This window comes from Yinghuangia sp. ASG 101 (genome assembly GCF_021165735.1).
Taxonomy (GTDB): Bacteria; Actinomycetota; Actinomycetes; order Streptomycetales; family Streptomycetaceae; genus Yinghuangia.
Genome location: NZ_CP088911.1, coordinates 3,435,814 through 3,455,285, shown reverse-complemented (window position 1 = coordinate 3,455,285; position 19,472 = coordinate 3,435,814). Strand labels below are relative to the sequence as shown.

The 19,472-nt window shown below is 72.1% G+C and carries 16 protein-coding genes and 3 pseudogenes; 14 read left to right on the top strand and 5 right to left on the bottom strand.

Annotated elements, in window-relative coordinates; genetic code table 11:
* Window positions 1–54 precede the first annotated feature (54 nt).
* A pseudogene (locus tag LO772_RS14485) lies at window positions 55–887 on the top strand (IS5 family transposase).
* Window positions 888–903: 16 nt separating this feature from the next.
* Here the strand turns inward: LO772_RS14485 and LO772_RS14480 are convergent.
* From LO772_RS14480 to LO772_RS14460, 5 genes are all read right to left on the bottom strand, one after another.
* Complete coding sequence (locus LO772_RS14480; RefSeq protein ID WP_231778819.1) at window positions 904–1,728, bottom strand: GAF and ANTAR domain-containing protein; 825 nt, start codon at window positions 1,726–1,728, stop codon at window positions 904–906.
* A 113-nt stretch (window positions 1,729–1,841) separates the two neighbouring features.
* A complete protein-coding gene (locus LO772_RS14475) occupies window positions 1,842–2,921 on the bottom strand; it encodes a 2-oxoacid:ferredoxin oxidoreductase subunit beta (RefSeq protein WP_231778818.1) in 1,080 nt (359 codons plus the stop codon).
* A complete protein-coding gene (locus LO772_RS14470) occupies window positions 2,914–4,776 on the bottom strand; it encodes a 2-oxoacid:acceptor oxidoreductase subunit alpha (RefSeq protein WP_231778817.1) in 1,863 nt (620 codons plus the stop codon). The genes LO772_RS14475 and LO772_RS14470 overlap by 8 nt, the downstream gene beginning before the upstream one ends.
* A 247-nt stretch (window positions 4,777–5,023) precedes the next feature.
* Complete coding sequence (locus LO772_RS14465; protein ID WP_331717348.1) at window positions 5,024–5,668, bottom strand: response regulator transcription factor; 645 nt, start codon at window positions 5,666–5,668, stop codon at window positions 5,024–5,026.
* A gap of 198 nt (window positions 5,669–5,866) precedes the next feature.
* Window positions 5,867–7,198 carry a sensor histidine kinase gene (locus tag LO772_RS14460; protein ID WP_231778815.1) on the bottom strand — a complete coding sequence of 444 codons (1,332 nt, stop codon included), beginning with the start codon at window positions 7,196–7,198 and terminating at the stop codon, window positions 5,867–5,869.
* 244 nt (window positions 7,199–7,442) lie between these two features.
* On the opposite strand from LO772_RS14460, the gene LO772_RS14455 reads away from it, so the two are divergent.
* The 13 genes and pseudogenes from LO772_RS14455 to LO772_RS14400 all read left to right on the top strand — a co-directional run bounded on the left by LO772_RS14455 (window position 7,443) and on the right by LO772_RS14400 (window position 19,418).
* Entirely contained in the window at window positions 7,443–7,820 is a 378-nt protein-coding gene (locus LO772_RS14455; protein ID WP_231778814.1) for an NADH-quinone oxidoreductase subunit A, read from the top strand.
* Window positions 7,811–8,422: an NADH-quinone oxidoreductase subunit B gene (locus tag LO772_RS14450; protein ID WP_231778813.1), complete on the top strand. Its 612-nt coding sequence runs from the start codon at window positions 7,811–7,813 to the stop codon at window positions 8,420–8,422. The genes LO772_RS14455 and LO772_RS14450 overlap by 10 nt, the downstream gene beginning before the upstream one ends.
* Window positions 8,419–9,486, top strand: a complete 1,068-nt coding sequence (locus tag LO772_RS14445) for an NADH-quinone oxidoreductase subunit C (RefSeq protein WP_231778812.1) — start codon at window positions 8,419–8,421, stop codon at window positions 9,484–9,486. The genes LO772_RS14450 and LO772_RS14445 overlap by 4 nt, the downstream gene beginning before the upstream one ends.
* Complete coding sequence (locus LO772_RS14440; protein WP_231778811.1) at window positions 9,483–10,442, top strand: complex I subunit 1/NuoH family protein; 960 nt, start codon at window positions 9,483–9,485, stop codon at window positions 10,440–10,442. Before LO772_RS14445 ends, LO772_RS14440 begins: the two co-directional genes overlap by 4 nt.
* Window positions 10,439–10,999: a NuoI/complex I 23 kDa subunit family protein gene (locus LO772_RS14435; protein WP_231778810.1), complete on the top strand. Its 561-nt coding sequence runs from the start codon at window positions 10,439–10,441 to the stop codon at window positions 10,997–10,999. Before LO772_RS14440 ends, LO772_RS14435 begins: the two co-directional genes overlap by 4 nt.
* The gene (locus LO772_RS14430; RefSeq protein WP_231778809.1) at window positions 10,996–11,607 is read left to right on the top strand and encodes an NADH-quinone oxidoreductase subunit J family protein; all 612 of its coding nucleotides are present in this window, start codon (window positions 10,996–10,998) and stop codon (window positions 11,605–11,607) included. The genes LO772_RS14435 and LO772_RS14430 overlap by 4 nt, the downstream gene beginning before the upstream one ends.
* A gap of 4 nt (window positions 11,608–11,611) precedes the next feature.
* Entirely contained in the window at window positions 11,612–12,046 is a 435-nt protein-coding gene (gene nuoK, locus LO772_RS14425; RefSeq protein WP_231778808.1) for an NADH-quinone oxidoreductase subunit NuoK, read from the top strand.
* Between the two features lie 59 nt (window positions 12,047–12,105).
* Window positions 12,106–13,089, top strand: a pseudogene (locus tag LO772_RS36315) (NADH-quinone oxidoreductase subunit 5 family protein); the annotation flags it as partial.
* Between the two features lie 118 nt (window positions 13,090–13,207).
* Window positions 13,208–14,365, top strand: a pseudogene (locus LO772_RS36310) (complex I subunit 4 family protein); the annotation flags it as partial.
* A gap of 216 nt (window positions 14,366–14,581) precedes the next feature.
* Complete coding sequence (locus tag LO772_RS14415) at window positions 14,582–15,973, top strand: NADH-quinone oxidoreductase subunit N (protein WP_331717331.1); 1,392 nt, start codon at window positions 14,582–14,584, stop codon at window positions 15,971–15,973.
* 149 nt (window positions 15,974–16,122) lie between these two features.
* The gene (gene htpX / locus LO772_RS14410) at window positions 16,123–16,977 is read left to right on the top strand and encodes a zinc metalloprotease HtpX (protein WP_231778807.1); all 855 of its coding nucleotides are present in this window, start codon (window positions 16,123–16,125) and stop codon (window positions 16,975–16,977) included.
* An 838-nt stretch (window positions 16,978–17,815) separates the two neighbouring features.
* Window positions 17,816–18,220, top strand: coding sequence for a YccF domain-containing protein (locus LO772_RS14405; RefSeq protein WP_231778806.1), 405 nt, complete (start codon window positions 17,816–17,818; stop codon window positions 18,218–18,220).
* 181 nt (window positions 18,221–18,401) lie between these two features.
* Window positions 18,402–19,418 carry a glycosyltransferase family 2 protein gene (locus LO772_RS14400; protein WP_231778805.1) on the top strand — a complete coding sequence of 339 codons (1,017 nt, stop codon included), beginning with the start codon at window positions 18,402–18,404 and terminating at the stop codon, window positions 19,416–19,418.
* Window positions 19,419–19,472: the final 54 nt, after the last annotated feature.

The window sequence follows — 19,472 nt, the reverse complement described above, 5'->3', positions numbered from 1 at the left end:
AGGCGTGGTCTAGGGCCTGTCGTCAAATGATCTTGAGTAGTGGATCATGGTTGGGTGATACGTCGCCATGAACTGTCGGATGCCGAGTGGGAGTTCGTTCGTCCGCTGCTGCCGGTGTCGGTTCGGGGCCGGAGGCGGCTGGACGACCGCACCGTGCTCAACGGGATCGTGTGGAAGTTCCGGACGGGCACGGCCTGGCGGGACGTGCCCGAGCGGTACGGGTCGTGGGCGACGCTGCACACGCGGTTCCGCCGGTGGACGGCGGACGGGACGTTCGAGCGGATGCTCCGGGCCGCGCAGGCCCGCGCGGACGCGGCCGGCGACATCGAGTGGCTGGTCTGCGTGGACTCCACGGTCGTGCGGGCCCACCAGCACGCGGCCGGGGCCCGAAAAAGGGGCTCCGCGACCCGGCGCTCGGCCGGTCGCGCGGCGGCCTGACCACGAAGATCCACCTGGCCTGCGACGGGGTCGGACGCCCGCTGGCGTTCGTGGTCACCGGCGGGAACACCAACGACTGCACCCGCTTCACCCAGGTCATGGACGCGATTCGCGTCCCGCGCCTCGGCCCCGGCCGCGCCCGGACGCGCCCCGAACGCGTCGTCGGCGACAAGGGCTACAGCTCGAAGGCGATCCGCGCGTGGCTGCGGCGCCGGGGCATCGCCGCGACCATCCCCGAACGCGCCGACCAGGTTCGCAACCGCGTCCGCCGCGGTTCCCGAGGCGGACGCCCGCCCGCGTTCGACCGTCAGGTCTACAGGCGACGCAACGTCGTGGAGCGCTGCTTCAACCGCCTGAAGCAATGGCGCGGCATCGCCACCCGCTACGAGAAGAACGCCGAGACCTACACCGCCGCCGTCACCCTCGCAGCCCTGCTGATGTGGGCATGACATTTGACGACAACTCCTAGCGGGCGATGCGGCTCTCCACGTCGGTGACCAGACGGCGGGCCACGTCGGCCAGCTTGACGTTGTTGTTCTGGGAGACGCGGCGCAGGACCGCAAAGGCGTCCTCGGAGCCGATGCGCCGCTGGGCCATGAGGATGCCCATGGCCTGCCCGATGGTCCCGTGCGTGCCGAGGGCGGCCTCCAGGTCGAGCGTGCGGTCCACCGCGGCGAGGCGTTCCTCCTGTTCGCGGGCGACGGCGGCGCGCGCGGCCAGCCGGATCTCGAACTCGCGGACCACCAGGCCCGCGAGGGCGGTCAGCACGTCGGTCATGTCGTCCGGCACCGGGCGCGGGGCGGTGTCGAACACCGAGAGGGTGCCGATCGTGTGCCCGTCCGCGGTGCGCAGGGGGACGCCCAGGTAGAAGCGCATCCCGAACTCCCCGGCGACCAGCGGGTTCGCGGACGCGGTGGGGTCGAGCGACGCGTCGGGGAGACCGTGCGGCGCGCCCGTCGTCACGATCGTCTGGCACAGGCCGGGGCCGATCGGGACGCCGGGCAGGTCGAGCCCGTGCCGGCCGTGGAACCAGATGTCGTTCTCGTCCATGATCGTCACGACGGCGTACGGCACCGCGAGCAATCGCGCGGCCAGGGCGGCGATTTCGTGGTAGCAGTCCGGCGGCATGTCGAGGATCTCCCACCGCCGGATCGCGTCGGCACGCACGCGGGCGTCCACCGCGGAACCGGTGGCGCCGGGCCGGGTGCCCGCCCCGGTGCCGGTCCTGGTGTCGCCGCGGAGGCCGCTGCGCGCGTCGGTGTACGGGGTCTGCCGGGGGAAGCTGGTCACGGCACCACGGTAGGCGCGTCCACCGCGCCGCGGGGCATACGTTGCCGAAAAAACGGACGCGGCCCCGGCGAAGGATGCCGGGGCCGCGTCCTGCACTGCACTATGACGGACTGTCAGCCGATGGTCCAGGTGTCGTTGCCACTCAGGAGTGACGCGAGGTCGCCGTCGCCGCGCGCGGCGGTGTCGGCGGCCAGCTGATCGGCCATCAGCGTGTCGTACACCGGGCGTTCGACGTTGCGGAACACGCCGATCGGGGTGTGGTGGTTGCTCGTCAGGTCACCGAGCCGGGACAGCGCGAACGCCAGCTCCGGGTTCTCGCGGTGCGCGTCGTGCACGACGAGGGCGTCCTCGCCGACCTTGGCGACCTCGGCCACCTCCAGCGCGCCGGCCACACCCCGGACGACACCGAGCTGGAGGTCCTTGCCGAACTTGATCGGCTGCCCGTGCTCCAGCCGGATCGTGACATCGTCGCGCGTGTCGGCGTCCTTGAGCTGGTCGAAGGCGCCGTCGTTGAAGATGTTGCAGTTCTGGTAGATCTCCACGAGGGCCGTGCCCGGGTGGGCCGCGGCCTCGCGCAGCACCGACTGGAGGTGCTTGCGGTCGGAGTCGATCGTGCGCGCGACGAAGGTCGCCTCGGCGCCGATCGCGATGCTGACCGGGTTGAACGGGTTGTCGAGCGAGCCGAGCGGCGTCGACTTCGTGATCTTCCCGGTCTCCGAGGTCGGCGAGTACTGGCCCTTGGTCAGCCCGTAGATCCGGTTGTTGAACAGCAGGATCTTGAGGTTGACGTTGCGGCGCAGCGCGTGGATCAGGTGGTTGCCGCCGATCGACAGCGCGTCGCCGTCGCCGGTGACGACCCACACGCTCAGGTCCTGGCGCGACGTCGCCAGACCGGTCGCGATCGCCGGGGCCCGCCCGTGGATCGAGTGCATACCGAACGTGTTCATGTAGTACGGGAACCGGCTGGAGCAGCCGATGCCCGAGATCCACACGATGTTCTCCTTGCGGAGCCCCAGCTCGGGCAGGAAGCCCTGCACCGCCGCGAGGATCGCGTAGTCACCGCAGCCCGGGCACCAGCGCACTTCCTGGTCGGACTTGAAGTCCTTCGCCGACTGCTTGGCGTCGGTCTTGGGCACCAGCGTCAGCGACGGGAACCCGCCGTGGCCGTTGGCGGAAGCGGTTGCCTCAGACACTTTCGATGACCTCCTGGATCACGTGGGCCAGCTCCTCGGCCTTGAACGGCAGGCCGCGGACCTGGTTGTACGCGATGGCGTCGACGAGGTACTTCCCACGCAGCAGCAGTGCGAGCTGCCCCAGGTTCATCTCGGGGACGATCACCTTGTCGTACTTCTTCAGCACCTCGGCGGTGTTCGCCGGGAACGGGTTGAGGTGGCGGAAGTGCGCCTGCGCCACCTTGCCGCCGGATGCGCGGACCCGCCGCACACCGGCCGCGATCGGGCCGTACGTCGATCCCCAGCCGACGACGAGCACCTTCGCCTCGCCCGACGGGTCGTCGACCTGCAGCGGCTCGATGTCGTTGGCGATGCCGTCGACCTTGGCCTGCCGCGTGCGGACCATGAAGTCGTGGTTGGCCGGGTCGTAGCTGATCGAGCCGATCCCGTCGGCCTTCTCGATGCCGCCGATGCGGTGTTCGAGGCCGGCGGTGCCGGGCACGGCCCACGGGCGCGCCAGCGTCTCGGGGTCGCGCTTGTAGGGCCAGAAGACCTTGGTGCCGTCCTCCATCTCCTGGTTCGGCTCGGTCGCGAACTCCACGCGCAGGTCGGGGAGGTCGTCGACGGCCGGGATGCGCCACGGCTCGGAGCCGTTGGCGAGGTAGCCGTCGGACAGCACGAAGACCGGCGTGCGGTACTTCAGCGCGATCCGGGCCCCTTCGATGGCGGCGTCGAAGCAGTCGCCCGCGGTGCGCGGCGCGACGATCGGCACGGGGGCCTCGCCGTTGCGGCCGAACATCGCCTGAAGCAGGTCGGACTGCTCGGTCTTGGTCGGCAGGCCGGTGGACGGCCCGCCGCGCTGCACGTCGACGATGACCAGCGGCAGTTCGAGGGAAACCGCCAGGCCGATCGCCTCGGACTTCAGTGCGACACCCGGGCCGGAGGTGGTGGTGATCGCGAGTGCTCCGCCGAAAGCGGCGCCGAGGGCCGCGCCGATGCCGGCGATCTCGTCCTCTGCCTGGAAGGTGCGCACGTCGAAGTTCTTGTGCTTGGCCAGCTCGTGCAGGATGTCCGAGGCCGGCGTGATCGGGTACGACCCGAGGTAGACCGGCAGCTCGGAGCGCCGGCCGGCGGCCACGAGGCCGTACGCCAGCGCGAGGTTGCCCGTGATGTTGCGGTACGTGCCCGACGGCAGCTTCGCGGGGGCGATCTCGTACGAGACCGCGAAGTCCTCGGTGGTCTCGCCGAAGTTCCAGCCCGCCTTGAACGCCGCGACGTTGGCCTCGGCGATGACCGGGAGCTTGGCGAATTTCTTCTGCAGGAACGCGATCGTGGACTCGGTCGGGCGGTGGTAGAGCCACGACAGCAGGCCCAGCGCGAACATGTTCTTCGCGCGCTCCGCGTCCTTCTTCGAGATGGCGAACTCGGTGAGGGAATCCACGGTGAGGGTGGTCAGCGGGACCGCGTGGATGTTGTACGCGTCGAGCGAGCCGTCTTCGAGCGGATTTGTGGCGTAGCCCACCTTCGCCATCGCGCGCTTGGTGAACTCATCGGTGTTCACGATGATTTCGGCGCCGCGCGGCAGGTCGCGGATGTTGGCCTTGAGCGCCGCCGGGTTCATCGCGACGAGAACGGACGGTGCGTCGCCCGGGGTCAGGATGTCGTGGTCGGCGAAGTGCAGTTGGAAGCTGGAGACGCCCGGCAGGGTTCCGGCTGGTGCCCGGATCTCGGCGGGGAAATTCGGCAGAGTCGACAGGTCGTTGCCGAAGGTGGCCGTTTCTGAGGTGAAACGGTCTCCGGTCAACTGCATTCCGTCACCGGAATCGCCCGCGAACCGGATGACTACCCGGTCGATCTGCTTGACCTGTTTGGTCACTGTGGAGGACCTCCTCGGCGCTGCGGCAGATTCGTCCGCGCACCGCGCGGTTGTCGCAGTTTCATCGTACGGCTGTACTTAGGGTGCCCTGAGCCGGGCCCCGGGTGGTGCACGGGAGCGATTCGTTGCCGGATTTCATCCGGAAACATGGATTTTGTCCGTGTTCCGGACAGAGATGGGCCCACGACGACCCACCTTCCGGTCGCGGGGATGATGACACGAGTCCACTAATCCGTTCACCAGAGTGTCAGGATCCGAGATAGGCGAGTACTGCCAGGACCCTTCTGTGATCGGTCTCACTGGGGGCGAGACCGAGCTTTCCGAAGATGTTGCTGACGTGTTTTTCGACCGCGCCGTCCGAGACGACCATCGCCTGGGCGATGGCCGAGTTGGTCCGCCCCTCGGCCATGTAACCGAGGACTTCCCGCTCCCGTGGAGTCAGCGTGACCAGGACATTCTGCTTGCGGCTGCGCCCCAGCAATTGCGAGACGACCTCGGGGTCGAGCGCCGTGCCGCCCTTGGCGACCCGCACCACGGCGTCGACGAAATCGCCGACATCCGCGACCCGGTCCTTGAGCAGGTAACCGACCCCGCTCGTGCTCCCGGCCAGCAGTTCGGTCGCGTACTGCTCCTCGACCGCCTGTGACAGGATCAACACCCCGACATCCGGCAGCTCCCGCCGCATGCGGACCGCGGCGCGGATCCCCTCGTCGGTGAACGACGGCGGCATCCGGACATCGACGACGCACACTTCCGGCCGCAGCTCGGCGGCCACGGCCAGCAGTCGGTCGGCGTCGTCGACGGCGGCCACGACCTCGTGGCCTCGGTCTTCGAGCAGACGGGTGAGCCCGTCTCTCAACAGAACGGAATCCTCAGCGATCACGACGCGCACGGCCTCGGCAGCCTCCATCCGGCAGCCGGGGCCCCGCGCCCCGGCCGCACCAGTCTCCCGGATGGAAAGCGGCCCCGTGCACACGCTGCGCGGCGGGGGACCGGGCGTACCGCACGGGGTGTCCGAAAACCTCCGCCGACGCGCGCCGGACCGACGGGGGAAACCGGCGGGTCGGGCGCGCGTCGGAACCGCGGCGCGTCAGAACGGCAGCGACACCGTGGCCCGCGTCCCGCCGCCCTTCGGGCTCTCGACCCGCAGCGTGCCGTCGACGCCGCGGACCCGCTCGACGAGCCCCGCGAGGCCCGTGCCGTGCGCGGGATCCGCGCCGCCCCGGCCGTTGTCCGCCACGACGGCCACCAGGCGGTCGCGCTCCGCGCGTACCGTCACCGACGCCGACGACGCGCCGCTGTGCTTGGAGACGTTCGTCAGCAGCTCGCTCACCGTGTAGTACGCGACCTGCTCGACCGGGGCGCTCGGCCGGCGCGGCAGCTCGACGGACACCGCCACCGGCACCGTGCACTTCGCCGCCACCGCCGACAGCGCCGCGTCCAGGCCGCGGTCGGTCAGCACCGCGGGATGGATGCCCCGCGCCAGGTCGCGCAGCTCGCGCAGCGCCAGCTTCACCTCGTTGTGCGCGTCGACGACCATCCGCTGCGCGGACTCCGGGTCGGAGTCCATCTTCTCCTTCGCCATGCCGAGGTCCATCGCCAGCGACACCAGGCGGGCCTGCGCACCGTCGTGCAGATCGCGCTCGATGCGCCGCATGTCGGACGCCGCGGTGTCGACCGCCGCGCCGCGGCTGACCGTCAGCTCCTCGACCTGCTTCGACAGGAACGCCGGACCCAGCAGCGCCCGCACCATCGCCCGGTCGACCGCCGCCACACCGCGGATGATCTGCGGCGTCAGGAACAGCAGCACCACGCCGATCAGACACGTCACCGTGACCCACAGCGGCCCGGTGAGGTAGATGTCGTCGCCACCCAGCTTCGGCCCGTCGCCCTTCAGCAGCGCGCCCGGCTGGTCGGCCGACCGGAACAGCGGCTGCGTCGCCGGGTACGTCAGGGTCAGCAGCGTCGCCGACCACAGCGCGATCACCAGCGTGAACGTGAAGACGCCCCACGGCAGCAGCAGGAACAGGTACAGCGCGCCACGCCACCCGGTGCCGTCCGTGGACGCGCTCTTGATCCACCCGACGAAGCCGGGCTTCTTCTGCCGGAACGGCTCCGGCTTGCGGACGACCTCGTCCATCAGCAGCCGCGCCCGGCCGCGCTCCATCGCCCCCCAGCCGCGGCACGACACCACGACACCCGCCAGCAGCGGCAGGCCGATCAGGCACAGCGGCGTCAGGCCGATGCCCAGCGCGATGAGCACGACCACGTAGATGAAGCCGATCAGGCCCACGAGGAAGTTCAGGGTCAGGTGAATCGTCTCGCCCCAGGTGCGCGCGCTGATCGGCGCACGCCAGAAGCCGGGACGGGACACCGGCACGCGCGGCGCCGCGCCGGGCACGGTGATACCAGCAGTCGACATCGGGGCGGTCCTCGCTCGGGAGAGTCTGCGGTCGATCCTTGCAGTTCAACTGTCGCCCGGTGCGGGCGGCGATCCCATGACGCACGTCGGTGTCTTCGTGGTAGGGCTGTCCCTACCCCGGGCCCGCCCCCGGTCCGCCGCGCGGCGGACGGTGCGGACAGTCCGGGGCCAATCACCCCACTAGACTCCCGTGCCACACCGTGTGCGCGCACGGGCGACGGAAGGGCAGCGAAGGGGCGTCCCAGTGACCGCACACGGCTACTTCGGCACGTACGCGCTCGTCGGCCTCGTCCTGCTGGTCGGCGCCGGCTTCGTCGCCGCCGCGTTCACCGCGAGCCGCCTCCTGCGGCCCCACGCCCCGACCGCCGGGAATCTGACGGCGTACGAATGCGGAGTCGACCCGGTCGGCGAGGGCTGGGCCCAGACGCACGTGCGGTACTACGTGTACGCGTACCTCTACGTGATCTTCGCGGTCGACGCGATCTACCTGTTCCCGTGGGCGACGGTCTTCGCCGATCCCGGATTCGGCGCCACCACCTTGATCGAAATGTTGGCATTCGTCGGCTTCCTTGCGGTGGGTTTGCTGTACGCGTGGCGGAAAGGCGTACTGACGTGGACGTGACCGGCCCGGCGGCCTCCCCGGGCGGCGAACCCGTGGACCTGCCGGCACCCCGACTCGGCCCGCTCTCGCGGCTCGCCCCCGACCCGATCCGACTGGCCCTCAACTGGGGCCGCCGCTACTCGCTGTGGGTCTTCAACTTCGGGCTCGCCTGCTGCGCGATCGAGTTCATCGCGGCGTCGATGGCCAAGCACGACTTCATCCGCCTCGGCGTCATCCCGTTCGCCCCCGGGCCGCGCCAGGCCGACCTGATGATCGTGTCGGGCACCGTCACCGACAAGATGGCACCGGCGATCCAGCGGCTGTACGAGCAGATGCCCGAGCCGAAGTACGTGATCTCGTTCGGCTCGTGCGCCAACTGCGGCGGCCCGTACTGGGACTCGTACTGCGTCACCAAAGGCGTCGACCAGATCGTGCCCGTCGACGTGTACGTGCCCGGCTGCCCGCCCCGGCCCGAGGCGCTGCTCCAGGGCATCCTCAAACTCCAGGAGAAGATCGGCGCGGAATCCCTCGCCGAGCGCCACCCGGTCCCGGGCACGCCCTCGGCCGGAGCCCTGCGCCGCCCGCCGGTCACCCCGCCGCCGGCCCCCGGCGGTACGCCGTGACCCCCGACGAGATCCGCGCCGCGCTGGGCGACGGCGTGACGGTGACCGACGCGTACGGGCTGGCCACCGCCGACGTACCGGCGGCGCGCTGGACCGCGGCGCTGACCGCCGCCCGCGACGTGCTCGGCCTCGGCTTCCTCGACTGGCTCGGCGGCGTCGACGAGGCCCCCGAAGGCTTCGCCGTCCTCGCGCACGTCTGCGCCGCACCCGGGCCGCGCCTCCTCCTGCGCACCCGCCTGCCGCGCGCCACACCGCACCTCGCGACCGCGACGGGCGTGTACGCGGGCGCGGCCTGGCACGAACGCGAAACCGCCGAGATGTTCGGCATCGTGTTCGACGACCACCCCGACCCGGCGCCGCTGCTGCTCCCGGACGGCTTCGAAGGCCACCCGCTGCGCAAGGACTTCGTCCTGGCCTCGCGCGTCGCCAAGGCGTGGCCCGGCGCCAAGGACCCCGCCGACTCGGACCGCTCGCCGACCCGCCGCAAATCCCTGCCGCCCGGCGTCCCCGACCCGGCCGCCTGGGGCCCCGAGGCCCCCCGCCCCGCGGACCGGGCCCGCCCCGCGGCCCCCCGGCCGACGGATGCCCCGGACAAACCCCGCGACCGCCCGCGCCGCACCCGCCGCGCGAGCGAGGGCTCGGCGAGCCAGCGCGAACCCGAGAACGGCATCACGGAGCCGAGCACACGCCCGGGCGAAGCCCCGACACCCGGCCCACCGACCCCCGACCGCCCCCGCCGCACCCGCCGCGCGAGCGACGGCTCGGCGAGCCAGCGCGAATCCGGCGGCGGACCGACCGAGCCACGCACGTCCACGGAACCCGACACGGCACCCGGGCCCGCCCCCCGGCCACCGTCCGACGGCCCCCGCCGCACCCGCCGCGCGAGCGACGGCTCGGCCAGCCAACGGCGGTCGGCCCGGTCTCCCGACCCCGGCGCGCGGCCCGGCGCCGACGACGCGACCGACGCCTCGCGCGAGGCCGCGTCCCCCGACTCGCCCGAACCCGACCGCCGACCGCCGTCCTCCCCTCCGCCCGACGAACCGCCGTCCCCGGAGGACGCATGACCTTGTCCGAGGTCGTCCTCCGCCTCGCCCTCGTCTTCCTCGCGTTCCTTCTGCTGCCGCTGCTCATCGGCCAGGCCGAGCACAAAGTGATGGGCCACATGCAGGCCCGCGTCGGGCCGATCTACGCCGGCGCGTTCCACGGGTGGGCGCAACTCGTCGCGGACGGCGTGAAGTTCGCGCAGAAGGAGGACATCGTTCCGGCGGGGGCCGACCGGCGCGTGTTCCGGCTCGCGCCCGCGGTCGCGCTCATGCCGTACCTCGTCGTGCTGCTCGCCGTCCCCGTCGGGCCCGGCGACCAGGTCGGGCGCAGTGTCGACGCGGGCGTCTTCTTCGTCCTCACCGTCATGGGCGTCGGTGTGCTCGGTTCGCTCATGGCCGGGTGGGCGTCCGCCAACAAGTACGCGCTGCTCGGATCGCTGCGCACCGCCGCGCAGTTGACGGCGTACGAGCTGCCGATGCTGCTCGCCGCCGCGTCCGTCGCGATGGCCGCCGGGACGCTCTCGCTCACCGGCATCCTCGGCGCGTGGCAGCCGTGGTGGCTGCCGTGGCAGGCACTCGGCGGCGTGGTGTTCTTCACCGCCGGCCTCGCCGAGTTGCAGCGTCCGCAGTTCGACATGCCGGTCGCCGACTCGGAGATCGTCTTCGGCGCCTACACCGAGTACTCCGGCCTGCGCTTCGCCCTGTTCCTGCTCGCGGAGTACGCCGGGATCCTCGTGCTCTGCGCGCTGACCACCGTGCTGTTCCTCGGCGGCTGGCACGGCCCGTGGTCGGACGACCTCGGCTGGCTGTGGACGCTCCTGAAGACCGCGGTGCTCGCGTTCGTGGTGATCTGGCTGCGCGTCAGCTACCCCCGGCTGCGCGAGGACCAACTGCAGAAACTCGCCTGGACGGGCCTGATCCCGCTCGCTCTCGGGCAACTCGTGCTGACCGGCGTGGTGAGGGAGGCCTCCGCATGACGAAAATCCCGGGAGCGGGCCTGGCCAAGGGGCTGGCCGTGACGCTGCGGACGATGACGAAGCGCTCCGTCACCCAGGGGTATCCGGAGATGTCGCCGGAGCTTCCCCCGCGCTCGCGCGGGGTGATCGCGCTGTTCGAGGAGAACTGCACCGTGTGCATGCTGTGCGCGCGCGAGTGCCCCGACTGGTGCATCTACATCGACGCGCACAAGGAGGTCGTGCCGGCCGGGGAGCCGGGCGCCCGCGACCGTACCCGCAATGTGCTCGACCGTTTCGCGATCGACTTCGCGCTGTGCATGTACTGCGGGATCTGCGTCGAGGTCTGTCCGTTCGACGCCCTGTTCTGGTCACCGGAGTTCGAATACGCGACCGACGACATTCAGGCGCTGACCCACGAGAAGGAAACCCTCCGCGCCTGGATGTGGACCGTGCCGCCGCCTCCCGCACTCGACGAACACGCGGTGGAACCCAAGGAGTTCACGACCGCCCGCCGCGCGGCCGACAAAGCCGCGAAGGAACTCGGGCTCGGTACCGGGCCCGAGGGGGACGTGCGGTGAGCGTGCGCGGCGCGCTTGCCGCCACGTCCGGGGACCTCGCCGCCGCGACACCCGCCGCCGGCGTCTCCGGAGCCGGCGGACCGGCGTTCCTGTCGCCCACCGGCGCCGAGATCGCGTTCGTCCTGGTCGGTCTCGTGGTCGTCGGCTCCGCTCTCCTCGTGGTGACGACCCGTCAGATCGTGCACGCGGCGTTATGGCTGGTCGTCGCGCTCGGCGGACTCGCGGCCGAATATCTGATGCTCACCGCCGAGTTCATCGCGTGGGTGCAGGTGCTCATCTACATCGGCGCGGTGGTGGTCCTGCTGCTCTTCGGGCTGATGCTCACCCGCGCCCCGATCGGCCGGTCGGCCGGGCTCGACGCCCCGCGCCGGTGGCCCGCCGCGCTGGTCGCCGCCGGTGCCGCGGCGACGCTGCTGACGGTGGTGGTCGACGCGTTCCACGCGGCGTACCTCGACCCCGGGACGACCCGCGACGGGTCGGCGCGCGCGACCGGCGAGAGCCTGTTCCGGGTGTGGGTGCTGCCGTTCGAAGTGCTGTCGGTGCTGCTGCTCGCGGCGCTGATCGGCGCGATCGTCCTGTCGCGCGGCCGCGACGCGCGGGCGCGGTGACCGCGTGCACCTCGTCTACCCGTCGGTGCTCGCGGTGCTGCTCTTCTGCATCGGCCTGTACGGCGTTCTCGCACGCCGCAACGCGATTCTGGTCCTGATGTCCGTCGAGCTGATGCTCAACGCGGTCAACGTCAACCTGGTCGCGTTCGACACGTGGCTGCGCGACACGCTGCACGCCGGACAGGCGCTGACGCTCTTCGTCATCACGATCGCCGCCGCCGAGATCGGCCTCGGCCTCGCGATCGTGCTCATGGTCTTCCGCACCCGCGCGACCTCGGACGTCTCCGCGCCGCGCGACCTCGCCGAACCGGTGTCCGCCCCCGGCGCCCCGCGCGCCGCCCACCGGAGCACCGCGTCACGGCCGCGGCACTGGCGACGACGCTGCCGTTCCTCGCCGCCCTCGCGACCCTCGCGGCCGGCCGGCGCTCGCCCGCGCTGACCCGGACCCTGGCCGTCGCGCCCCTCGCCCTCGCCGCCGCCCTGACCCTCGCCGCCGCGGTGCGGCACGGCAGCGGCGGCGTCACCGAAGACGGCGTCCGCCTCACCCCGACCGGCGCGCTCGACATCACGCTGTCGCTGCGCGTCGACGGCCTGGCGTCCCTGGTCGCCGCCCTGGTCGCGGTGGTCGCGCTGCTGGTGCAGGTCTACTCCGCGGCGTACCTGCGCGACGACGCGCGCTACCCGTCGTACGCCGCGCTCGTCTCGCTCTTCGCCGCCGCGATGCTGCTCGTCGTCTACACCGGCGACCTGATCGTGCTGCTGGTCGGCTGGGAGGTCATGGGCGTCTGCTCGTACTTCCTGATCGCCCACGTGCCGACGGACGCCGCGCAGGAGGCGGCGGTCAAGGCGTTCGTCGTCACCAAGCTCGGCGATGTGCCGTTCCTCATCGGCATTCTCGTGCTCGGCGTCGGCAGCGGGTCGTTCCGGATCGGCGAGATCGTCGACACCGTGCCGCGGGGCGGGGCCGGGTGGGTGACCGCCGGAACGCTGCTGATGCTGGGCGGCGTGGCGGGCAAGTCCGCGCAGGTGCCGCTGCACACCTGGCTGCCGGACGCGATGGCCGCCCCGACGCCGGTCAGCGCGCTCATCCACGCCGCCACCATGGTCGCCGCGGGGGCGTATGTCGTCGCACGCCTGTACCCGGTGTTCCTCGCCGCCGGCGCGACGCTGGTCGTCCTCGCGGTCGTCGCGGCGGCGACCATGGTGCTGTCGGCGCTCGCGGCGCTCGCGGAGGACGACCTCAAACGCGTGCTCGCCTGGTCGACGATCAGTCAACTCGCCTATATGACCGGCGGGTTGGCGGTAGGAGGACGCGACGCGGCGGTCTTCCACCTGCTGGGGCACGGTGTGTTCAAGGCCTTGCTGTTCCTCGCGGCGGGCGCGCTCATCCACCTCGCGGCGACCGGACGCGTCGGCGCGATGGGCGCGATGCGCACCCGCTCGCCGCTGCTCTTCCTGACGACGACCGCCGGACTCGCCGCCCTGGCCGGAGTGCCCCCGACGGCAGGGTTCTTCGGCAAGGAGGCGATCTTCGCCGCGGCCGAGCGGACCGCGTTCCATCCGTCCCCGGGCGGCCCACCCCCCGGCGGCCGGCTGGCTCGTCCTCCTGTTCTTCCTGTTCTTCGAGGCCGTGCTGATCCCGATGTACTTCCTCATCGCGCGCTGGGGCACCCCGGGGGAACGCGGCCCGGCGGCCGTCAAGTTCGTGCTGTACACGGTCCTCGGCTCGGTCGTGACGCTGCTCGGCTTCCTGCTCGTCCAGGCCCACACCGGCACCTTCGACATCACCCGACTGGCGGACGCGCACGGCGCCGGAATGTCGCGCGGCGTCCAGATCACCGCGTTCCTCGCGATCGGACTCGGCCTCGCGGTCAAGGTGCCGATGTGGCCGCTGCACACCTGGCTGCCGGACGCCCACACCGCCGCGCCGACCGGGGGATCGGTACTGCTGGCGGGCGTGCTGCTGAAAATGGGGACATACGGGTTGATCCGCATCGCGGTGCCGGTGCTGCCCGAGGGCGCGGAGGTGTTCGCCCCCTACCTCGCGGCCTTCGGGACCGTCGGCATCGTCTACGGCTCGCTCGTGTGCCTCGCCCTGCTCCGCGACCCCGACGGCGACCTCAAGCGGATCATCGCCTACTCGTCGGTCGGCCACATGGGCTTCGCCCTGCTCGGCATCGCGACGCTCACCCCGCAGGGCCTCAACGGCGCGCTGTTCGTCAACATCGGCCACGGCCTGGTCACCGGCCTGCTGTTCTTCCTGGCCGGCGCGGTCCGGGAACGCCGCGGCACGACCGTCCTCGCCCGCCTCGGCGGCGGCCTGTACGCGCGCGAGCGCCGCCTCGGAGGCCTGCTCGCGTTCGCCGCCGTCGCGGGGCTCGGACTGCCGGGCCTGGCCGGGTTCTGGGGCGAACTGCTGGCGCTGTACGGCGCGTACCAACCCGCGGACGGCCTCGAACGCCCGCTCTACCTCGTCCTGGTGGCCGCGGCGGGCGCGGGCACGGTCCTGACCGCGGCGTACATGCTCGGCCTCGTCCGCACGGTCTGCGCCGGGCCGGCCGCCGCGACCGGCCCGTCCGAGAACGCCATGCCGGCCAGACCACCCGCCCGGCTCGGGCCGTCCTCCGACATCGGCCCGATCGAGATCGCCGCGTCGGGCCCCCTGGTCGTGCTCACCGTGGTCGCCGGGCTGTGGCCGGCGTCCGTCCTCGCCGTCACCGACCCCGCGGTCCGCGCGCTGCTGGGAGGGGGCTCGTGAGCGCCGCCGACGCGTCCCCCGCGCCGCCGCCGGTGCAGGACGTCGACTGGCTCGCGATCGCACCCCCGCTCGCCCTCGCCGTCGCGGCCCTCGCGGTGCTCGTCGCGGACCTGTTCCTGGCGGGGCCGCGCAAGGTCTGGCTCGCGTGGATGTCGCTCGCCGGATGCGTGGCCGCGCTGGTGCTTCTGCTGCCGCCGCACGCCGCGCACGAGACACGTGCGACGTTCTGCGTCCCCGGAACCCGCGTGCTCGTACGTGGTCTCCGACTTCACGCTGGTGCTCCAACTGGTCCTCATCGGGTCGGCCGCCGTCGTGGTGCTGCTCTCGATGCCCATGACCGCGCCGCGCCCCTGGGCCGACGAGTACCGCGACGACTCGGGTGTCCCGAGCGGCGAATACCACTTCCTCCTCCTCGCCTCGGCGGCCGGCGCGGCCACCCTCGTCGCCGCGCGCGACCTGGTCACCCTGGTCGTCGCGCTGGAGACGCTGTCGCTCCCGTCGTTCGCGATGGTCGGGCTGCGCCGCGACGCCCGCGCGGGCGAGGCCGCCCTCAAGTACTTCCTGATGTCGGTCGCGTCGACCGCGGTCCTGCTGTTCGGCGTCAGCCTGCTCTACGGCGCGACGGGAGCTGTCCACCTGGACCGCGTCGCCGAGGCGCTGGCCGACCCCGATCCGCGCCTGGCGACCGTCGCGGCGACGGGGGCCGCGCTGGTGCTGGCCGGGTTCGCGTTCAAGGTCGCGACGGTGCCGTTCCACTTCTGGGTGCCGGACACGTACCGAGGGGCGCCCGTTCCCGTCGCCGCCTATCTCTCCGTGGTGTCGAAGACCGCCGGGTTCGCGGGGCTGCTGCTGCTCGCGGGCATCGGCCTGCGACCGTACGCCCACGTGTGGGGCCCGGTACTCGCGGTCCTCGCCGCGCTGACGATGACCGTCGGCAACGTCGTCGCGGCGCGCGTGGCGACCGGCTCGGGGGACGCGGTACGACTGCTCGCCTGGTCGTCGATCGCCCAGTCCGGCTACGTGCTCGTGCCGTTCGGGACGGCCGCGGGCGACGGCGCCGGACTCGCGGAGCGGCTTCCGGCCTCGGTCGCCTATCTCGCGGTATACGCCGTGATGAACCTCGGCGCGTTCGCGGTCGTCACGGCGGTGGCCCGGGACCGCCCGGCGGGCGTCGTCGGGGACTACCGGGGCCTGCTGCGCGAACGTCCGGCACTCGCCCTCGCGATGGCGTTCTTCCTGCTGTGCCTGGCCGGCCTGCCGCCGGGTCTGATGGGGCTGTTCGCGAAGGTGACGGTCTTTCAGGCGGTGGTCGCCGGGGGAACCGGGTGGCTCGCGGTGGTCATGGCGGTCAACGTCGTCATCGGCCTCTCCTACTCCCTGGTGTGGACCGCACAACTGGTCGCACCGGGGGAGGACCGGGCGGCTTCGGCCGCCGCCGTGGGCGGTGCCGGCGGCGTCGGCGGGGGAACTTCGGCCACGGTCGGGACGTTGCGCGTACCGGCACCGTTTGCCGTCGCGATCGGACTGGCGTTCGGGCTCGGGGCGGCTTTGTCGGTGGCGCCGCAGATCGTGCTGCGCGTCCTCACGCTGCCAGGGCTGGTCGGCTGACCGGCGGGATTGAGTGGCGCCGGGCTTGTGGGGGAACGATGCGTTTTGTTCCTTCGTTGACCGAGTGACTCGAACACGCCGCCCACACCGGCGGACATCCGTTCGAGCCTCCCCGGGCGCCCTCGGTGCCCGTCCCGAGAGGACCTGCCGTGCACCGCCACAACGGGCTCAAGACCGCCGCACTGCTCGGCGGCATGTCCGCGCTCATCCTGCTCGTCGGCAGCTTCTTCGGCCGCACCGGCCTGATCATCGCCCTCTTCGTCGCGCTGGCGACCAACGGCTACGCGTACTTCAACAGCGACAAAATCGCGCTGCGCTCGATGCGCGCCCGCCCGGTGAGCGAGGCGGAGAACCCCGCGCTGTACCGCATCGTGCGCGAGCTGTCGACGCAGGCACGGCAGCCGATGCCCCGGCTGTACATCTCGCCCACCGAGGCGCCGAACGCGTTCGCCACCGGCCGCAACCCGCGCAAGGCGGCGGTCTGTTGCACCACCGGCATCCTGCGCATCCTCGACGAGCGCGAGCTGCGCGGCGTCCTCGGGCACGAGCTGTCGCACGTCCACAACCGCGACATCCTGATCTCGTCGGTCGCGGGCGCGCTGGCCAGCGTGATCATGTTCCTGGCGAACTTCGCGTGGCTGATCCCCCTCGGCCGCGGTGACGACGACGACGGCCCCGGGCTCATCGGGATGCTCTTCATGGTGATCCTCGGCCCGATCGCGGCCTCGCTCATCCAACTCGCCATCAGCCGCAGCCGCGAATTCCAGGCCGACGCCTCCGGCGCCCGCCTCACCGGCGACCCCCTCGCCCTCGCCTCCGCCCTGCGCAAACTCGAAGCGGGCACCAACCAACGCCCCCTCCCGGCCGAGCCGCGCATCGAGGCCACCAGCTCCCTGATGATCGCCAACCCGTTCCGCCCGGGCCAGGGCATGAGCAAGATGTTCTCCACCCACCCCCCGATGGACGAGCGCATCCGCCGCCTCGAAGCGATGGCCGGCCGCTGAGCGACCCGCGCGGGTACCACAGGGCGCCGGGGCGCAGACCCCGTCCGAAGCCCCACCGAACCGAACCGCTCCCCGGCCCGACCGCCACCCGAACCACCAAGCGCTCCCCCCGCACCCCGTACGCCGCCCCTCTCCCGAACCCTGCCCGCGTCCGCCCGAACACTTCCCGCGCCCGCCCGCCCGCCCGAGCCGGGCCCGTGCCCGCCGAGCCCGCGTGCGTCCCCTGCGTACGCGCGCCCCACGCGCTCACACGCCCCGCGTGCTTGGGGCGCCTGCACCCGCCCGCCCTCCCGCGAGCCCGGCCCGTGCCCGCCGAGCCCGCACGCGTCCCTTGCGTACGCGCGCCCCACGCGCTCGCACGGCCACGCGTGCTCGGGGCGCTTGCACCCGCGAGCCCTCCGCGAGCCCGGCCTGCGCCCGCGTGCGTCCTCTCAGTACTCGCGGTACTCGCGCCCGCCCGTCTCCGCCCGCCCGTCTCCGCCCGCCCGCCTCCGCGCGCCCGGCCCGCGCCGCCCGAGCCCGCGCGTCCTCTGCCACTCCGTACTCGCACGCACGCACGCGCTCGCGCCGCCCCCGCGTGCTTGTGGCGCTCGCGCCCGCCGCCCGCCTCCACGTGTGAGGCCCCCACCCCCGCGCCCGAGTCCACGCGCTCCCCGACCGCCCGCGCTTGCCCCACCCCCACCCGTCCACCCGTTCACCCATCCACCCGTCCACCCGTCCACCCGCTGCGCGACCACGCGACTGCGCGCGTCGTAACCGGCGACGCCTCCCACCCACCCCCCCATACCAAAACCCCCGAGACGCAATAACCGACCGTCAATCGGGGGAACCGCTCTGCATGAAGATCCTGCTCAACGTCATCTGGCTCGCCCTGTGCGGCCTGTGGATGGCGATCGGCTACCTCGTCGCCGCGCTCATCTGCTTCGTGCTCTTCTTCCTCGTCATCACCATCCCCTTCGGCATCGCCAGTTTCCGGATGGCCGTCTACGCGCTGTGGCCCTTCGGGCGGACGATCGTCTGGAAACCCACCGCCGGCGTCGGCGCGATGCTCGGCAACGTGCTGTGGATCGTCCTGTGCGGCTGGTGGCTCGCGCTCGGGCACCTGCTCTTCGGGCTGCTGATGTGCGTCACCATCATCGGTATCCCGCTGGGCATCGCGAGCTTCAAGATGATCCCGATCTCGCTGACACCCCTCGGCCGCGACATCGTCCCGACCGACGACCCGCGCTACCTCTACGCGTGAACCGGTGCCGTCCAGGTGGCGGTGCCAAACCGTGCTTTCCGAGTGAACCCGCGCGGACCGCCTGAACCTCGACCGCCGCCGTGCCGATAACGACCGTGCCGAACTCTCGGCATACCGCTCGCGCCCGCCATCGAGCGTCGAGTCTCGGGGACCCGACGAACCGACTCCGCGGAGGTATGCCGTGCCGGCAACGGTGAGCGTCATCGTCCCCACCCGAGACCGCGCCGGCACGCTCGCGGACGCGTTGCGCAGCATCGCCCTGCAACTCGCCGACGGCATCGGGGGGTTGGAGGCCGTCGTCGTCAACGACGGCGGCGGCGACATCGCCGCCGCACTGCCCTTGGGGGTACGGGGCCTGACCGTCCGCGTCCTGTCGCACGCACGTCCGCGCGGGCAGGCGGCGGCGCGCAACGCCGGGCTGGAGAGCGCGTCCGGACGCTTCGTCGCCTTTCTCGACGACGTCGACCTCTTCCTGCCCGGCCACCTCGCGCGCGCGATCGAGGCCCTGGAGGTCTCCGGCGCGGACGCCGTCTACGCGGACTGCGTTCCCACCGCCCGCCGTTGCGCGCCGGGAGAAACCCCGAAGGGCGACGGGCCGGGCTACGACTTCGCGTACGACCCGGGTGCGATGACGGTCGCCAACTTCGTCCCGGCGTCGTCCGTGATGTGCCGCAACCCGGCCGTACACGGGCCCGCCTCGTGGTTCCGGTTCGACCCCGAGCTGCCCGAACTCGTCGACTGGGCGCTGTGGCTGCGGCTCATCCACGACCGGGGCTGGTGCTTCGAACGCCACCCGGAGCCGGGCGTGGTCTTCCACCGCGCCACGGACGACGTCGCGACGACCGGGCGTACGGAGGTCCATGTGGACGCGTACGGCCGCCACGAGGACGCCTACCGCACGATCATCGCCCGCTGGCCGGTCACCCCGGGCAGCCGCGTCGCGCGCTTCCGGTGGCTGTTCCTGGAGACCTGCCAGATCGCCCGGACCCTGCTCGCGACCGGCCGGAGCCTGGCGCCCTTCGCGTACGAAGGCGCGCTGCGCGTCCTGTACGACGGCTACACCGGCCGCCTCGACGAAGCCCTCGTCGGCCCGCGCGCCGCCGCCGCACTCACCGCTTCCGACGAGCCCGCCTTCGACCACCCCGCCGACACCCTCGACCGGCCGGAATCCCCCCGCGAACCCCTCACCAGCCCGTGACCGCCGCACTTCGGGGCGCCCGCGCACCACGCGGACGCCCCGAAGGAAGGCGTC

What these genes read in the sequence shown, in the direction of transcription:
- LO772_RS14460 (WP_231778815.1), bottom strand. Translation starts at nt 7,198, where the DNA reads ATGTCGACTGCTGGTATCACCGTGCCCGGCGCGGCGCCGCGCGTGCCG.
- LO772_RS14440 (WP_231778811.1), top strand. Translation starts at nt 9,483, where the DNA reads ATGACCTTGTCCGAGGTCGTCCTCCGCCTCGCCCTCGTCTTCCTCGCG.
- LO772_RS14435 (WP_231778810.1), top strand. Translation starts at nt 10,439, where the DNA reads ATGACGAAAATCCCGGGAGCGGGCCTGGCCAAGGGGCTGGCCGTGACG.
- LO772_RS14405 (WP_231778806.1), top strand. Translation starts at nt 17,816, where the DNA reads ATGAAGATCCTGCTCAACGTCATCTGGCTCGCCCTGTGCGGCCTGTGG.